General features: G+C 56.1%; 14 protein-coding genes. 3 read left to right on the top strand and 11 right to left on the bottom strand.

Annotated features, from left to right (window positions below):
* Window positions 1-17 precede the first annotated feature (17 nt).
* The 3 genes from FZX13_RS05035 to dapB form a co-directional block, all read right to left on the bottom strand.
* Window positions 18-272: a high light inducible protein gene (locus FZX13_RS05035; protein WP_226407866.1), complete on the bottom strand. Its 255-nt coding sequence runs from the start codon at window positions 270-272 to the stop codon at window positions 18-20.
* 76 nt (window positions 273-348) lie between these two features.
* The gene (locus FZX13_RS05030; RefSeq protein ID WP_226407865.1) at window positions 349-999 is read right to left on the bottom strand and encodes a hypothetical protein; all 651 of its coding nucleotides are present in this window, start codon (window positions 997-999) and stop codon (window positions 349-351) included.
* A gap of 10 nt (window positions 1,000-1,009) precedes the next feature.
* Window positions 1,010-1,843, bottom strand: a complete 834-nt coding sequence (gene dapB, locus FZX13_RS05025) for a 4-hydroxy-tetrahydrodipicolinate reductase (protein ID WP_226407863.1) — start codon at window positions 1,841-1,843, stop codon at window positions 1,010-1,012.
* A 114-nt stretch (window positions 1,844-1,957) separates the two neighbouring features.
* On the opposite strand from dapB, the gene FZX13_RS05020 reads away from it, so the two are divergent.
* The gene (locus FZX13_RS05020; protein WP_226407861.1) at window positions 1,958-5,968 is read left to right on the top strand and encodes a magnesium chelatase subunit H; all 4,011 of its coding nucleotides are present in this window, start codon (window positions 1,958-1,960) and stop codon (window positions 5,966-5,968) included.
* 180 nt (window positions 5,969-6,148) lie between these two features.
* Here the strand turns inward: FZX13_RS05020 and FZX13_RS05015 are convergent, their stop codons facing one another.
* The 6 genes from FZX13_RS05015 to FZX13_RS04990 all read right to left on the bottom strand — a co-directional run bounded on the left by FZX13_RS05015 (window position 6,149) and on the right by FZX13_RS04990 (window position 10,793).
* On the bottom strand, window positions 6,149-6,913 hold the full coding sequence (locus tag FZX13_RS05015; protein ID WP_226407859.1) for a hypothetical protein: 765 nt from the start codon (window positions 6,911-6,913) through the stop codon (window positions 6,149-6,151).
* A 159-nt stretch (window positions 6,914-7,072) separates the two neighbouring features.
* Window positions 7,073-7,894 carry a hypothetical protein gene (locus FZX13_RS05010; RefSeq protein ID WP_226407857.1) on the bottom strand — a complete coding sequence of 274 codons (822 nt, stop codon included), beginning with the start codon at window positions 7,892-7,894 and terminating at the stop codon, window positions 7,073-7,075.
* A gap of 136 nt (window positions 7,895-8,030) precedes the next feature.
* On the bottom strand, window positions 8,031-9,014 hold the full coding sequence (locus FZX13_RS05005; RefSeq protein WP_226407855.1) for a GlcNAc-transferase family protein: 984 nt from the start codon (window positions 9,012-9,014) through the stop codon (window positions 8,031-8,033).
* A complete protein-coding gene (gene folP, locus FZX13_RS05000) occupies window positions 9,011-9,865 on the bottom strand; it encodes a dihydropteroate synthase (protein ID WP_370630777.1) in 855 nt (284 codons plus the stop codon). Before folP ends, FZX13_RS05005 begins: the two co-directional genes overlap by 4 nt.
* Window positions 9,834-10,565 (bottom strand): triose-phosphate isomerase, encoded by a 732-nt coding sequence (gene tpiA / locus FZX13_RS04995; protein WP_226408253.1) that lies wholly within the window; start codon window positions 10,563-10,565, stop codon window positions 9,834-9,836. The genes folP and tpiA overlap by 32 nt, the downstream gene beginning before the upstream one ends.
* 30 nt (window positions 10,566-10,595) lie before the next feature.
* On the bottom strand, window positions 10,596-10,793 hold the full coding sequence (locus tag FZX13_RS04990) for an RNA-binding S4 domain-containing protein (protein ID WP_170952230.1): 198 nt from the start codon (window positions 10,791-10,793) through the stop codon (window positions 10,596-10,598).
* Window positions 10,794-10,832: 39 nt separating this feature from the next.
* Between FZX13_RS04990 and FZX13_RS04985 the strand changes: the two genes are divergently transcribed.
* Both FZX13_RS04985 and FZX13_RS04980 read left to right on the top strand, forming a co-directional pair.
* On the top strand, window positions 10,833-12,578 hold the full coding sequence (locus tag FZX13_RS04985) for an ABC transporter ATP-binding protein (RefSeq protein ID WP_226407852.1): 1,746 nt from the start codon (window positions 10,833-10,835) through the stop codon (window positions 12,576-12,578).
* A 49-nt stretch (window positions 12,579-12,627) separates the two neighbouring features.
* Complete coding sequence (locus FZX13_RS04980; protein WP_115093491.1) at window positions 12,628-12,861, top strand: DUF6447 family protein; 234 nt, start codon at window positions 12,628-12,630, stop codon at window positions 12,859-12,861.
* Window positions 12,862-12,919: 58 nt separating this feature from the next.
* Here the strand turns inward: FZX13_RS04980 and FZX13_RS04975 are convergent, their stop codons facing one another.
* Window positions 12,920-14,272, bottom strand: a complete 1,353-nt coding sequence (locus FZX13_RS04975) for a sodium:alanine symporter family protein (protein ID WP_226407850.1) — start codon at window positions 14,270-14,272, stop codon at window positions 12,920-12,922.
* Between the two features lie 56 nt (window positions 14,273-14,328).
* Window positions 14,329-14,994, bottom strand: coding sequence for a DUF3386 domain-containing protein (locus FZX13_RS04970; protein ID WP_226407849.1), 666 nt, complete (start codon window positions 14,992-14,994; stop codon window positions 14,329-14,331).
* Window positions 14,995-15,000: the final 6 nt, after the last annotated feature.

Here is a 15,000-nt window from a genome sequence, read left to right as displayed (position 1 = left end):
TCCGGAGCGCGAGAGGATCAACCCAGGCCGAGCAGCCCGTGAACGAAGGATTCGCCGCCCAGTGCCAACTCAGTGGCAAGCAGAGAAATGAAGCCGAGCATGGCCATGCGGCCGTTCAGCTTCTCGGCGCGGTCATGGAAGCCCCAGCCTTGTTCAGCTTCAACAACTTCCATGCGGGGTTCGGATGCAAAGGCGTTGAGACGGCCACCGTCTTCCGTTGTGACCGTTGCTCCGCGGATGACCGCAGCGTTGGAGGAGGGGGTCTGGGACATGGGAACCGCTGGTGAATTGCTACGAAGTGTAAACCAGCTTTAAGAAATGTTCACTGCTGGTTGCTTGTCGGCCGTTTTAACGCCGGTTGATGCGGAGTTGGCACAGCTCTTCAAAGGCGGGTCTCAGCAAGAAGGGGTATTCACCCACCCACATCTTCAAGCCAGGCAGCCAGGCATCGCTGAGAGCACCGATTTTTGAGAAATCCTTGCGCTCACTCAGCACCAGACAGCGGATCAGGCTGCCGCGGCGAATCGATTGATGTTTTTTGTCCATCGGAAAAGCCACCCGACCGAGATAACCCTCCTCGTCCTCGAGTTCAAGAAGCATCCAGGTGCGTCGGTTCTCCACAAGTTCAAGCCGGCCGCGGCTATCGGCCTGTTCGTGGCGGTTCTCGATGCGCTCTCTGGTGATCACGTCTGCCACCTCTCCTTCGAAGAGGGCTGCCGCTGGATATCGACGCAGGGTGGCATTGCGTTGACCTGCCTGAAGGATCGGTCCCCAGAGCACGTAAAGCAGAAACACCACGCCTGTCACCAGCCAGAAGGGGCCCCAGCGGCTGGACATCTGGCTCTGACTGATCAGCAGGGTGATCACCCCGCCGATGGCGGCGACCATCAGGCGTTGCAGCACCTCCTGGGGCGTGCCGAGGGAGACGCGGAATTGGTTGCCGGTTGCAACGGCTGGAATCAGTCGTTGCAGTTCACCGGGGCGGAGGGGAATGAGCATGGTGTCGCCCTCAGATCAGACGCTCGAGGCCATAAACAAGGCTGCTCAGGCTCCCCACTTTGCGCACCGTGAGCAGCACACCTGGCATGTAGGCAGAACGATCGATCGTGTCGTGACGGAGGGTGTAGGTCTCCCCGGGGGCGCCGAACATGACCTCCTGATGCGCCACTAGCCCCGGCAGGCGTACGGAGTGAAGCCGCAGGCCACTATCCCGTTGCCCGCCGCGGCAACCCGTCAGGGACTCGTGCTCGTCCACCTCGTCCGGATTGAACGTCTTGCCGAGTTCTTCCATCAGCTCAGCTGTTTTGATGCAAGTGCCGCTGGGTGCATCCGCCTTGCGGTTGTGATGCAACTCCGTCAGTTCTGCGTGGTCGTAAAACCGCGCCGCGGCTGCTGCCGCTTGCTGCAACAGCACCATGCCCACAGAAAAGTTGGGAATCACGGCTCCACCCACGGACGCTTTCGAGGAAAACTCGGTGAGGTCGTTGAGTTGCTCAGGGGATAACCCGGTTGTGCCGATCACGGGATGAACGCCATAGGCAATCGCTGCCCTGGTGTGCTCGTACACAACCGAGGGGTGGGTGAAGTCCACCAGGACGGCACCGCTGCCGCTGTCGCGTACCGACTGGCTAACAGCACAAAGACAACCTTCGAAATCGGCTGTGACGGCCACCTCCAGCTCGCCCAACCCCAGTTCCAGCCCAACATCCACGCCTTCTTTGCCAGGAGTGTTGTCGATCGCTCCAGCCAGGCTGCAGTCCTGGGCTCCCACCACAGCCTTGATGACTTCGGCTCCCATGCGCCCCAGGGCGCCGGCGACAACGACGGGAATAGGAGCGGTCATGAAAGCGCAGCAGACGCTTCAAAGCCTATGGGGCGGCTCGTGTAACGGCCGATCCAAAATCCTCGCGCCCAAGGGGCGGTCACCGTAAGGTTCTTCACATTGCTCAAAGCGCTGATGTTCACACAGGTCCGCTCCGCCGATCGCCGCGTTGCTCCTGTGGAGGGTCAGAACCACAAATCCGTGATGAAGGCGGTTTATGTGGTGCTTGAGCCCCAGTATCAAAACGCCCTAACCCAGGCAGCTACTGCGCTTAACGCCTCTGGTGGTGATCTCGGAATCGAGCTGAGCGGCTACTTGATCGAGGAACTGCGAGACGAGGACAACTACGCCGGGTTCTGTGCAGACGTGGCCGAGGCGGATGTGTTTATCGCCTCGTTGATCTTCATCGAGGACCTGGCACAAAAGGTTGTTGATGCAGTGGCGCCTCACCGAGATCGCCTGAAAGCAGCGGTGGTCTTCCCGTCCATGCCCGAGGTGATGCGGCTCAACAAGCTGGGCAGCTTCTCCATGGCGCAGCTCGGTCAGAGCAAGAGCGCCATTGCTGGCTTCATGAAGAAGCGGAAGGAAGCCGGAGGCGCCGGTTTCCAAGACGCCATGCTCAAGCTGCTGAACACGCTGCCCACCGTTCTCAAGTACCTGCCGGTTGAAAAAGCGCAGGATGCCCGCAGCTTCATGCTGAGCTTTCAGTACTGGTTGGGGGGTACGCCCGACAACCTGCGCAATTTCCTGCTGATGCTGGCAGACAAGTACGTCTTTCCTGCAGCGGAAGGAGATGAACGTCCAGCGATGGAGGTGGCGGAGCCCGAGGTCTTCCCTGACCTTGGCATTTGGCACCCCCTTGCCCCTTCGATGTTTGAGGACCTCAAGGAGTACCTGAACTGGACGTCAAGTCGTACGGATCTTTCTGAGAAAGCCCTTAAGGGGCCCGTGATTGGTCTGGTGTTGCAGCGCAGCCACATCGTGACCGGTGACGATGCCCACTACGTCGCCATCATTCAGGAACTGGAGTTTCGCGGTGCGCGAGTCCTCCCGATCTTCTGCGGTGGTCTCGATTTCTCCAAGCCGGTCAACGCCTTCTTCTTCGACCCCCTGAATCCCGAGCAGCCCTTGGTGGATGGGATCGTCTCCCTCACGGGCTTTGCACTGGTCGGAGGGCCTGCTCGCCAGGACCACCCGAAAGCCATTGAGTCTCTGAAGAAGCTCAATCGTCCATATATGGTCGCGCTTCCTCTTGTGTTCCAAACCACCCAGGAGTGGGAACAGAGCGACCTCGGCCTTCACCCTGTGCAGGTGGCCCTGCAAATCGCCATCCCTGAATTGGATGGCGCGATCGAGCCGATCGTTCTCTCCGGCCGCGACGATGCCACCGGCAAGGCCCATACCCTCCAGGATCGTGTTGATGCCATCGCTGAGCGCGCGATTCGTTGGTCGTCGCTACGGATCAAGCCCCGGATCGACAAGAAGCTGGCGATCACGGTATTCAGCTTCCCTCCCGACAAGGGCAATGTCGGAACGGCGGCCTATCTCGACGTCTTCGGTTCCATCCATCGGGTGATGCAGGAGATGAAGGCGAAGGGCTACGACGTGCAGGGCTTGCCTTCGACGCCTCGTGAGCTGCTGGAGGCGGTGATTAACGACGCCGATGCCATGCAGGGCTCGCCGGAGCTTTCCATTGCCCATCGGATGAGCGTTGAGGAATACGAACGCCTGACCCCTTACTCCGAAAGGCTGGAAGAGAACTGGGGCAAGCCTCCCGGCAATCTCAACAGCGATGGCCAAAATTTGCTGGTCTTCGGTCGCCACTTCGGCAATGTCTTTGTCGGCGTTCAGCCCACCTTCGGCTACGAAGGCGACCCCATGCGCTTGCTCTACTCCCGTAGTGCAAGCCCCCACCATGGATTTGCTGCCTACTACACCTATCTGCAGAAGATCTGGAAGGCCGATGCGGTGCTTCACTTCGGCACCCATGGCTCCCTGGAGTTCATGCCCGGCAAGCAGATGGGCATGAGTGAAACCTGCTACCCCGATTCATTGATCGGTGCCCTTCCAAACCTCTATTACTACGCCGCCAATAACCCCTCGGAAGCCACCATCGCCAAGCGTCGTGGCTACGCCTCGACCATCAGCTACCTCACCCCACCGGCTGAAAATGCAGGCCTCTACCGGGGTCTGAAGGAGTTGGGTGAGCTTGTTGGTTCCTACCAACAGCTGCGTGAAGGTGGCCGCGGCGTTCAAATCGTCAACACCATCATTGAGACGGCGCGTCAGTGCAACCTCGATAAGGATGTCGACCTGCCCGAAGATGATGCCTCTTCCATCGACCTGGAAGGGCGCGATGCCTTGGTCGGTGCCGTCTACCGACAGTTGATGGAGATCGAGAGCCGTCTTCTGCCCTGTGGTCTCCACACCATCGGTAAACCTCCCACTGCAGAGGAAGCCATTGCCACATTGGTGAACATCGCTGCTCTGGAGCGTGAGGAGGATGGCCTCCGTTCGCTTCCCGGATTGTTGGCTGAAGCGATAGGTCGTTCCATCGAGGATGTCTACAAAGGCAATGACGAGGGTGTGCTCGCCGACGTTGAGCTCAATCGCACGATCACGGAGACATCCCGAGCTGCGATCGGAGCCATGGTTCGTACGCTCACCGGTCGTGACGGTCGGGTCAGCTTGCGCAACAGCTTCGGCTGGTTCTACGACCTCCTGGCCAAGTTTGGTTTCAAGCTGCCCTCCCCCTGGCTGCGGGCCTGCTGCACCGCTGGCTTTGTTCAGATCGACGCCACCGAGCTCGACAAGCTCTTTGCTTACCTGCGCTTCTGTCTCGAGCAGGTGTGTGCCGACATGGAGATGGAGAGTCTGTTGAAGGCTCTTGATGGCGAATACATTCTTCCGGGTCCTGGTGGCGACCCGATTCGTAATCCTGGCGTGCTGCCCAGTGGCAAGAACATCCATGCACTGGACCCGCAGGCGATCCCTACCCGCGCTGCGGTCGCAGCAGCCAAGGGTGTTGTTGACAAGCTGATTGACCGTCAGCGCGAGGAGCAGGGCACATGGCCCGAGACCATTGCCTGTGTGCTCTGGGGAACTGACAACATCAAGACCTACGGCGAATCCCTGGCTCAGATCCTCTGGTTCGTTGGTGTCAAGCCGATGCCGGATTCCGTTGGTCGAGTCAACAAACTCGAGCTGATTCCTCTGGAAGAACTGGGACGCCCCCGTGTTGATGTTGTGGTGAACTGCTCCGGTGTGTTCCGTGATCTGTTCATCAACCAGATGGCCCTGATTGATCAGGCCGTGAAAATGGCGGCCGAGGCCGATGAGCCCCTGGAGCAGAACTTCGTGCGCAAGCATGCCCTGGAGCAGGCGGAGAAGGAAGGAACCAGTCTTCGGGATGCAGCCTGCCGGGTGTTTTCCAATGCCAGCGGCAGCTACAGCTCCAACGTGAATCTGGCTGTTGAAAACAGCACCTGGGAAGAGGAGGGCGAACTTCAGGAGATGTATCTCTCTCGTAAGACTTTTGCCTTCAATGCCGACAATCCCGGCGAGATGAACCAGAAGCGGGAGGTGTTCGAGAACGTGATGAAGACAGCGGATGTCACCTTCCAGAACTTGGACTCTGCTGAGATCTCCCTCACCGATGTGAGCCACTACTTCGATTCCGACCCCACAAAGTTGATCGCTGGACTCCGTGACGACGGCAAAGCTCCAACCAGCTATATCGCTGATACCACCACTGCCAACGCCCAGGTTCGCTCCTTGAGCGAAACGATTCGATTGGATTCACGCACAAAGTTGCTGAACCCCAAGTGGTATGAGGGCATGCTTAATTCCGGATATGAGGGTGTGCGTGAGGTTTCAAAACGGCTCAACTTCACTCTGGGCTGGAGTGCTACCAGTGGCGCCGTCGACAATTTTGTCTACGAGGAAGCCAATGAAACCTTCATCAATGATCCGGAGATGCGCAAGCGTCTGCTGGAACTGAACCCCAATAGTTTCCGCCAAATTGTGGGCACGCTTCTCGAGGTGCATGGTCGGGGTTATTGGGAGACCTCAGACGAAAACATCGAGCAGTTGCAGGAGCTTTATCAAGAGGTTGAGGATCGTATTGAGGGCGTTGTTACAGACTAATCGCGTTGTTTTAATGCAATTAAGCCTGCCTTAGATCAATATATTTGCTTGAATGGCTTTGCACGTTTTTTAGCGCGACTTTGCATGATAGTTGAATGACTAAAATGCATAAAAATGCGATAGCACGTCTATCTATTGACTAATTCCTGTAATTGTTAGTCTTTTGTCTGCTGTTAAGTGTTAATGGTTCAATCCTGTTTTGATTGTCCAATTAGAGCAAATGCACTTGTTGTTAGAGTAAAGGTGTCCGTCTTCGCCAACTGTGGTAAAAAATATTTTTGAAGGCTTGAGAAGGTAAATATTTTTTTCCCATGCTCTATACATCGCACGATGCTCTCTTGCATATATTTTCAACTCTTTTTGGGATTTGATGTTTTTCTCAGGGCAATCTCGCTTCATTTTTTGAATGTAAGCCTTGCTTGAATTGGTGTATATTGTGTTGACAATGATATTTTCAAACCTTGAAAAAAATTGATGCTTGAGAAAGCTGGACACCATTAAATCGCAAATTTTTTGATCTGCTCTTTTTTTGCGAGGTACTGGAATTTTTGTAAGCGATGCAATTTTTCTTCTGTCGCTTTCGCTTGAGGCATGATGTCCAAGAATAGCGGTTAAAAGTTTTAGATCAATATGCATGAGAATATGCTTCGAGAGCTGCTTCTGGTTGTTTAAATTATTGATAAATCTGCCCTCAAACGTTGATCCATTTTTAATTGCTTCGATGTAATCATCATATTCCTGATGGGGGATGCCACTCCTTGTTTTCTTGAAATCTTCGTGGAATTTCTGGCCGTAGAGATTTACGTCAAGAGTGTGAGAATGTTTGATTATTGTCGATTTCCCTGCCCCTGAGCATCCAGCAATAATCAGGCAGGTTTTTAAATCTTTTGCAGTTGAGCTGTACTCAATTTTATTCTTCTGATTTATCGGTTCTGATATTTGCATCTAGCAAGCCAGATCTAATCCTAATCTTAGCTTAATTTCTTCTTAATGTCTAGTTTTGATGGGCTCTATGCCTTTGCTTGCTCCTCTGGTATGTGCTTTGTGTTTTGAATGTGCTAGTGGTAAGCCTGGATAGCAACAATTGCAGCTCACATTAAAGAATTAGTTTTTGCTTTCGGATTTCCTGAAATAGGCGAGAATTTTGTTGAAATAATTTGGATCATTGTTCGGGCTTACTTTTGAAGTCCAGTCTGGGCAGATGCATTTATTGTTAGAGTAAAGCCCTCCGTCTTCACAGACTGTGGTAAAGAATATTCTGGAAGGTTTGAGCAGGTAAATATTTCGTTCCCACGCCTCGTACATGGCGTGATGCTCCCTAGAAAATATTTCACTTTTTTTGTTGCTTTTGATTTTTTCGTTTGGTCGATCTCTTTTCATTTTTTGCACGTAATTTTTATCGCAATCGGTGTAGACTGTGTTGATAACAATAGCGTCAAACCTTGAAAAAAATTGATGCTTGAGAAAGCTAGATACTAATAAGTCACACACCATCGGATTCACTCTGTCTTCGTGGGGTGTGGGGAATTTGGTGATCGATTTGATTTTTCTTTTATCGTTTTCTGATGCAGCACGGTGACCAAGAGTGCGGATTAAAGATTTAAGATCGACATGCATAAGGATATGCTTTGGCGGGTCTTTTTCATCCTTTAGATTTTTAATGTGCCTTCCTTCGAAGGTTGCCCCATTTCTGATTGCATCGGAATATTTATCAAATTCTTGATGGGGGCTACCACTCCTTGTTTTTTTGAAATCCTTATGGAATTCTTTCCCGAAGAGCTTTACGTCAAGAGCATGGGAATGTTTGACGATGGTTGATTCCCCTGCTCCAGAACAGCCCGCGATGATGAAGCAGGTTTTTAAATCTTTTTCGTTGTGCCCTTTCTTTTTTGCTCTTTTTTGCTCAGCCGTTTCTGCTATTTGCATCTAGCCATCTAGACCTCAATCTAACCTTAGCTTAATTTCCTCTTAATGTCTAGTTTGGAGCGGTTCTCCGCTTTTGCTTGCTCCTCAGGTCTTCACTTCTGTGTGCTGATTGGGAGTGGTCAGTTTTTATGCGTCTTCAGTTTTGCGTTGTGCCGAAATGACCACGCTCAGCACTTTCGCTGATCTCTGACGTCCTGAAATTCACCCCCGCCCATCGCTCGTAGTCATGCAGGGAGCGTTGCTCTCCAAGCCAGTAGTCGTGGATGTCAGTCACGTCACGGGCCGTCGGCCTCAGTTGCTGAGGAGCGCGATCAAGGCTTTGCAGGAGCGTGTGCACCCGCACCAAGGATTTTCGGTTCAGCTCAAACCAGTTGTCGTGATCGCTCCAATGGTTGGCTGATGGCTCGACCGGTGTGGCTTCCGTCTTGTAGAGATGGAAAAGCAGCAGACGATTCGGGGCGTAAATATTGAAGCCTGAGGTCCACAGCCGTGCCGACATGGCCACTTCCTCCCCATAGAAATAGAGCCCTGGGTCGTAGGGCACTCTGCTGGCGATCGACCCAGGCCCGAAAAGGAATCCTCCGGCGACAAATGCCCCGGGTATTGGACGCTCAGGCTTTTGTTCTGGCAATCGGAAACGACTGATGCCTTGGAACCTGAGAATGCCGTTCTCGTCAAAGCCGTCGGCTCCCATGACCGGCAGTGTTGACGTCTGTAGGAAGCACGGTGGCTGGAAGCCATTGGGGTAAACACTCAGAACTGCACCTGGATCGCTGCATTCCGCCCAGGTCATGAGCAGCAGCTCATCCCAGTGCTCCACAGCGCGCATGTGACTGTCGATCTGGAGCAGAAAATCTTCCCCGCCGTAAAAAATCTGAGCCTGTCGCCGCGCCCAGCAGGCTCCCAGGCTGTCAGAGGCACGAAACGAGCAGACGCTGAGCTGAGGATGATCCGGAAACGCATTGGTTCCCCAATGGTTCGGATCGTTATCGGCAAGTTGCAGGCAGATGCCGAAGCGCAGGAGTTCTGGGTGGGCTGCCCTCTCGATCAGGTTGTGAAGTGTGGCCGGAAGATCTGGGTCTCGGTAAGCCGCAATCTGCACGAAGATCGTGGCAGTCACCAGAGTGCGGCAGCCATGCGTAGTGTCTGGCTGATCGGGCCCACATCGTGCACCCTCAGCACGGCTGCACCGGCCTGAGCGCAACGGCAGGCCACCGCAGCGGTTCCCCAGAGCCGAGCCTTTGGTCTCGGCTCGTCGAGCACGGCACCAATGAAGCGTTTGCGTGAAGGGCCGATCAGCACAGGTCGAGGCCCCCGGGTCAGTTGTTCCAGATCCCGCAGCAGCTGCAGGTTCTGCTCGTGAGTCTTGGCGAACCCGAGGCCTGGGTCCCAGATGATCTGGCTTTCTTGGACGCCCGCGTTGATGGCGGCCTCACTGCGCTCCACTAACGCCCCTTTCACATCCGCTACGACATCGGAGTAGTTCGTGAGTTGATCCATGCTTTGACTGTTGCCTCGGCTGTGCATCAGAACCACTGGACACCGGGCATCGGCGACCACCCGCAGCAGATCGGGGTCACGTCTGCCACCGCTCACATCGTTGATCCAGCTTGCACCTGCTTCCAATGCTCTGGCGGCAACCGGAGCGAGAAACGTGTCGACGGAGATCAGGGCGTCTGGGCACCGTTCCCGGATGGCTTTCAGTGCGGGCAGGAGCCTGCGCAATTCCTCCTCTTCACCCACCTCCTCCGCGCCAGGTCGAGTGCTTTGGGCTCCCAGATCCAACACGTCGGCCCCGCTGTTCAGTTGCCGCTGGGCTTCAGCGAGGGCACGATCGCTTGCAAGGAACCGTCCTCCATCACTGAAGGAGTCGGGGGTGATGTTGATGACCCCCATCACCGTCGTGCGTTGGCGCCAGCCCTGGGGCCAGCCGTCGGCTTCAGGCTGCTTTGTAGTTGGCAATGCGTCCAAAGCTCTCTGGTTCCAGGGAAGCGCCCCCCACAAGCACGCCGTCGATGTCGCTCATGCCCATCAACTGATCAATGTTGGTGGGTTTGACGGACCCTCCGTACTGGATCACGAGATCAGGTGAGCCGACCCAGCTCCGGATCAGACCGCAGATACGGTTTGCTTCCTCGGCTTCGCAGGTTTTGCCTGTTCCGATTGCCCAGATCGGTTCGTAGGCCACGACTAACTTCTCGGCGTCGAGTCCCTCCAGACCCTGCTCGATTTGGCGTCGAATCACCCGTTCGGCTTCGCCGCGTTCGCGTTGCTCATCACTTTCACCGACACAAACGATCGGAATCAAACCGTTCGATTGGGATGACCTGGCTCGGTGGTTGATTTGCTCGTCGCTTTCACTGAAATATTTTCTTGGTTCGCTGTGGCCCACGATCGTGTGGGTGACCCCATGCTCCTTGAGCATTGCAGGGGAGATCTCGCCAGTAAAAGCTCCTTGGCCTTCCCAGTGCACGTTCTGGCTGGAGAGACAAAGGCGGGAGCCTTGGCTGAGATCCGCCATTGTGGATAGCGCCGTGAACGGTGGTGCCAAGACCAGGTCGCGGTCGTCAGGGGTGTCAGCGATCAATGGCAGGAAGGCCGCCATGAACTCCCGCGACTGGGCACACGTCATGTGCATTTTCCAGTTGCCAGCGATCACCGGTCTTCGCACGCCTTGCTTCCCCATGGAATGGCAGCCAACTTACGGCCCGGCCGCGTTTTCGCTCCCCACAACGGACTCCTCCCCAGCAAGCACAACCCGATCTCCCGAGGAAAGTTGGCGTCCTCGCCGGGTTTCAACGCTTCCATTGACTTCCACCTCACCCATCTGAATGCGCTGTTTCGCTTCACCACCTGTGGACACCCAACCCTTCCATTTCAGGAACTGATCCAGCTTCATCGGAGAGAGTTTTGAGCCCACCATTGATACTGTGCCGCGATGCTGACACCATCCCAGGCCGGTTTCCGCCGACTGCTGCCGCTGCTCCGCCCCCACCTGCGTGAACTGCTCTGGGGGGGCTGCTGCATGGTCGTCTACGTCGGTAGTTTTCCGCTCCTTGTTCAGCTGGCAGGAGATCTGTTTCCCGCATTGGGGTCGGGTGATCTCGCCCGAGTGCTTCAGCTGATTGGCTTGGCGTTGCTGATCTTTGCTGTTCAGAAAATCGCTCAGTTCGGCCAGGACTCTCTGCTGGCAGGTCCTGCTCTGCTGGTGAGCCAGGGGTTACGTCGGGATCTGTTCCGTCGCTTGCAGACCGTTGAGCTTGGTGCGCTTGAGAAGCTCTCGGCCGGTGATCTCACCTACCGCTTTACGGAAGACGCTGATCGCGTCAGTGAAGTCCTCTACAAGACCATCCACGACACAGTCCCAAGCGTGCTGCAGCTCCTCGCGGTGCTGGGGATGATGCTCTGGCTCGACTGGAAGCTGACGCTTGCCATCCTGTTGCTTGCGCCTGTGATCGTCTGGCTGATCAGCCTGTTTGGTGCTCGCGTCATGGCAGCCACTGAACGCAGTCAGCAAAAGGTGAGCGAATTGGCCGGTTTGCTGGGTGAGGCGATTGAGGGCTTGCCTTTGGTGCGAGCTTTCGCGGCTGAGCCCTGGCTGCAGGACCGTTTCGAGACGGAGATTGACCAGCACCGGCAGGCCCGTCACCGCACCTACAGCCTTGTGGCTCTCCAGCATCCGGTGGTCGGCATCATCGAGGTGGTGGGCCTGTTTGCGGTGTTGGCGCTCGGCGCCTGGCGAATCCAGACCGGTGATCTGAGCATTGCCGGGCTGAGCAGTTATTTGACGGGTCTGATCGTGCTGATCGATCCCATTGCGCACGTCACCAACAACTTCAACGAATTCCAGCAGGGACAGGCATCGCTGCGACGTCTGCGTCAGATCGAAAGAGAACCTCAAGAGGCCGCTGATCCAGCGGAGGCGCAATCCATCGGCACTCTCAAGGGGGATCTGGTCTTTGACCAGGTGAGCTTTGGCTATGACCCTGCCGAGCCGGTGCTGCAACAGCTGGATCTGTGGGTCGATGCGGGCCAGGTGTTGGCCATCGTTGGGCCCTCAGGTGCTGGCAAAAGCACCCTGCTTTCGCTCTTGCTGCGCTTCAACACGGTGCAACAGGGCCAGATTCGTCTCGATGGCACCGACATCAGCCTGATGCGCGCCCGTGAGCTGCGTCAGCAGGTGGCCCTGGTTCCCCAGAGAACGACCGTGTTCTCTGGAACGATTTCGGAAGCCATCCGGTTTGGACGTCGCGCGACGGACGACGAGGTTCGTCATGCCGCGCGTTTGGCCAATGCAGATGACTTCATCCGTGCCTTGCCTCGTGGTTACGACACCCAGTTGGAAGAAAGAGGGACCAACGTTTCTGGTGGACAACTGCAGAGAATCGCCATTGCTCGTGCGGTCTTAGGCAATCCAGCGCTGTTGCTGCTTGATGAGGCCACCAGTGCTCTTGATGCTGAGGCGGAGGCTGCCGTTCAACTCGGTCTCAAGCAGGCGATGAAAGGACGAACGGTGTTGGTCATCGCCCATCGTCTGGCAACGGTGCAGGAGGCGGATCGAATTGTGGTTCTTGAGAAAGGTGCTGTTGTTGATCGAGGAACCCACGATGAGCTGATGCAGCGTGGTGGGCGTTACCGCGAGTTGTGCGAACGCCAGTTCATTAGGGATCGGCAGACGTCCTGAATCCATCTACGATCTGGCCGCCGGTTCCACGCCATCCCGGCGATGAACGATGACTGACTCTGCAGCCAACAACCCTGTCCTGACGTTTGAGGGCAAGCGCTACGACCTCAATACACTTCCTGATGAGCTCAAGGAGCTTGTGCGTGGCATGCAGGTTGCCGATGCTCAGCTGCGGATGCATGAAGACACCCTCAAGGTTCTGGCTGTAGGACGTCAGAGCCTCGCCACGCAGCTGAATGACAAGCTTCAGTCCGTTACCCCGCTGCCTGATGGTCAGGGCTGATTGCCTGCCAATAAAAAAGGGGGCCAGGAGCCCCCTTTTTGGATGAATCTTTACGGCATCAATCGCTGAACTTGTAAGCCTTGGTGAGTTTGAACACTGTTCCCGAGAGGAGCAGAAGGGCAACAAGGTTGGGGAGGGCCATCAGCCCGTTCAGCGTGTCGGCAATCGACCAGATCACGCCACGGTCACCGGCCACAGCGCCGATCACAACAACAGCCACCCAAACCAGACGGAACGGCATCACGGCAGACTCACCGAACAAGTACGTGGTACAGCGTTCGCCGTAGAAGCTCCAGCCCAGAATGGTGGTGAAGGCAAAGACCACCAACCCCAGCGTGACCACCACGCCACTGCCGGAGATTCCGGTATTGAAAGCAGTGATGGAGAGGTCTGCCCCGCTTAGTTTTTCGCCAGCTGCATCGAGGATCAGATTGGCTTTCGTGGTGATGATCACCAGAGCGGTCATCGTGCAGATGATCAGGGTGTCGATGAAGGTGCCCAGCATGGCCACCGTGCCCTGTCGAACGGGGTCATCGGTTCTTGCGGCAGCGTGAGCGATCGGTGCGCTGCCGAGGCCTGCTTCATTGGAGAAGATGCCCCGTTTGAAACCCATCAGCACCACCTGACCAAGAGCACCACCGGCAGCTGCTTTGCCGGAGAAGGCGTTGGAGAAAATCGTTGCGAAGGCTTCAGGTACGCCCCCCAGATTGAGAAGCAGCACCAATAAGCATGCCGCGACGTAGAGGATCGACATCAGGGGAACGATGGCTGAAGCCGCTTGGGCGATGCGCTTGATGCCTCCGATCACAACAGCAAAAACAAGTGCTGCCAGAACGATTCCGGTGACCAGCTTCGGAATGCCGATCAGGCTCAAGGCAGACGAAACCTCAAAGGCCTGAACCCCATTGCCGATGCCAAACCCAGCCAACATGCCGAAGAGAGCAAACAGGCCCGCCATCCAGCTCCAGCCGCTGCCGAGCCCATTGCGGATGTAATACATCGGGCCACCGACATGGTTGCCTTCCCCATCGGTTTCACGGAATTGAACCGCGAGCACCGCTTCGGCGTATTTGGTTGCGATACCGAAGATCGCGATGATCCACATCCAGAAGACGGCTCCAGGCCCGCCAACGGCGATCGCCCCTGCAACACCGGCGATGTTCCCTGTGCCGATCGTGGCGGACAAGGATGTCATCAGTGCCTGAAAGGGCGTGATCTCCCCTTCGGTTTGTGATGCAGCAGGGCGGAGCATCATCGAGATGCCATATCCCAGCCTTTGCAGCGGCATGAACCGCAATCCCACCATCAAGAGAATGCCGGTCGCGGCAATCAAAATGACGGTGGGCCATCCCCAAACCACACTGTTGATCGGGCCATTGATGGCCTGAATGGTCGACTCGACTCCGCCCATGCCTTTCAACAAGTTTGGGCGGATGGTCTCATAGCCGGCTGGTACCGGCAATCAACTCAGAGTGATTCGAGATCTTCAAAGCGGAAGGTCTGACGTCCGGCTGGGGTGTCGCCGTGGGCTTCGGTGGTCACGACCCGCTCGGTCAGCACCCAGGGACCATCCCCTGGAAGAGGAGCGAAGGTGTCTTTGAAGCTGCTGCGGCCGCCCCGGGCTTCTCCCGTTGCTGGGTCGGCGTATTGACTTGTGTAGGTGTGGCTGAGGTATCCCGAGCCGGTGTGGGTGACATCTGTGGTGTAGATCGTCACGACGGTGCCGTGGATGTGTCGGTGAACCATGGTCACCACGTCATCCTTGATGCGGTATTTATCACCTTCTCCCTTGCCGCCGATCAGAACTTCGGTTCCCACCTCGTTGGTGTCACCGGCCGTGAAGGTGTTCTCCCCGTGGGTCTGATCGAAGCTGCGACGAACGCGATGGATCGCCACCTCCCAAAGCTGTGAGTTCACCGCCTTCAGAATGTCTTCGTTCTCAATTCCCTCAACCTTGGCCTTCAGATCAGCGCCGATTTCGAACTGGCCTTCGACCCGTTGATCGTTCTGCTCCCAGATGCAGCGTCCGCGATAGCCGGAAAAACCAGGGGCCCAGGTGTAGCGGTTCTCGTAGGCGCGACGAAAAACATCACGCAGGTCGCATCCAGGCTTGACGGGAACGGAGGCTGTCACAGCAGT

This window comes from Synechococcus sp. MU1625 (genome assembly GCF_020514205.1).
Taxonomy (GTDB): Bacteria; Cyanobacteriota; Cyanobacteriia; order PCC-6307; family Cyanobiaceae; genus Parasynechococcus.
The sequence above is the reverse complement of the archived record's forward strand: the minus strand, read 5'-3'. Positions and strand labels throughout refer to the sequence as shown.

What these genes read in the sequence shown, in the direction of transcription:
- FZX13_RS05010 (WP_226407857.1), bottom strand. Translation starts at nt 7,894, where the DNA reads ATGCAAATAGCAGAAACGGCTGAGCAAAAAAGAGCAAAAAAGAAAGGG.
- FZX13_RS04990 (WP_170952230.1), bottom strand. Translation starts at nt 10,793, where the DNA reads ATGAAGCTGGATCAGTTCCTGAAATGGAAGGGTTGGGTGTCCACAGGT.
- FZX13_RS04985 (WP_226407852.1), top strand. Translation starts at nt 10,833, where the DNA reads ATGCTGACACCATCCCAGGCCGGTTTCCGCCGACTGCTGCCGCTGCTC.
- FZX13_RS05035 (WP_226407866.1), bottom strand. Translation starts at nt 272, where the DNA reads ATGTCCCAGACCCCCTCCTCCAACGCTGCGGTCATCCGCGGAGCAACG.
- FZX13_RS05030 (WP_226407865.1), bottom strand. Translation starts at nt 999, where the DNA reads ATGCTCATTCCCCTCCGCCCCGGTGAACTGCAACGACTGATTCCAGCC.
- FZX13_RS04980 (WP_115093491.1), top strand. Translation starts at nt 12,628, where the DNA reads ATGACTGACTCTGCAGCCAACAACCCTGTCCTGACGTTTGAGGGCAAG.
- FZX13_RS05015 (WP_226407859.1), bottom strand. Translation starts at nt 6,913, where the DNA reads ATGCAAATATCAGAACCGATAAATCAGAAGAATAAAATTGAGTACAGC.
- FZX13_RS04975 (WP_226407850.1), bottom strand. Translation starts at nt 14,272, where the DNA reads ATGGGCGGAGTCGAGTCGACCATTCAGGCCATCAATGGCCCGATCAAC.
- dapB (WP_226407863.1), bottom strand. Translation starts at nt 1,843, where the DNA reads ATGACCGCTCCTATTCCCGTCGTTGTCGCCGGCGCCCTGGGGCGCATG.
- FZX13_RS05020 (WP_226407861.1), top strand. Translation starts at nt 1,958, where the DNA reads ATGTTCACACAGGTCCGCTCCGCCGATCGCCGCGTTGCTCCTGTGGAG.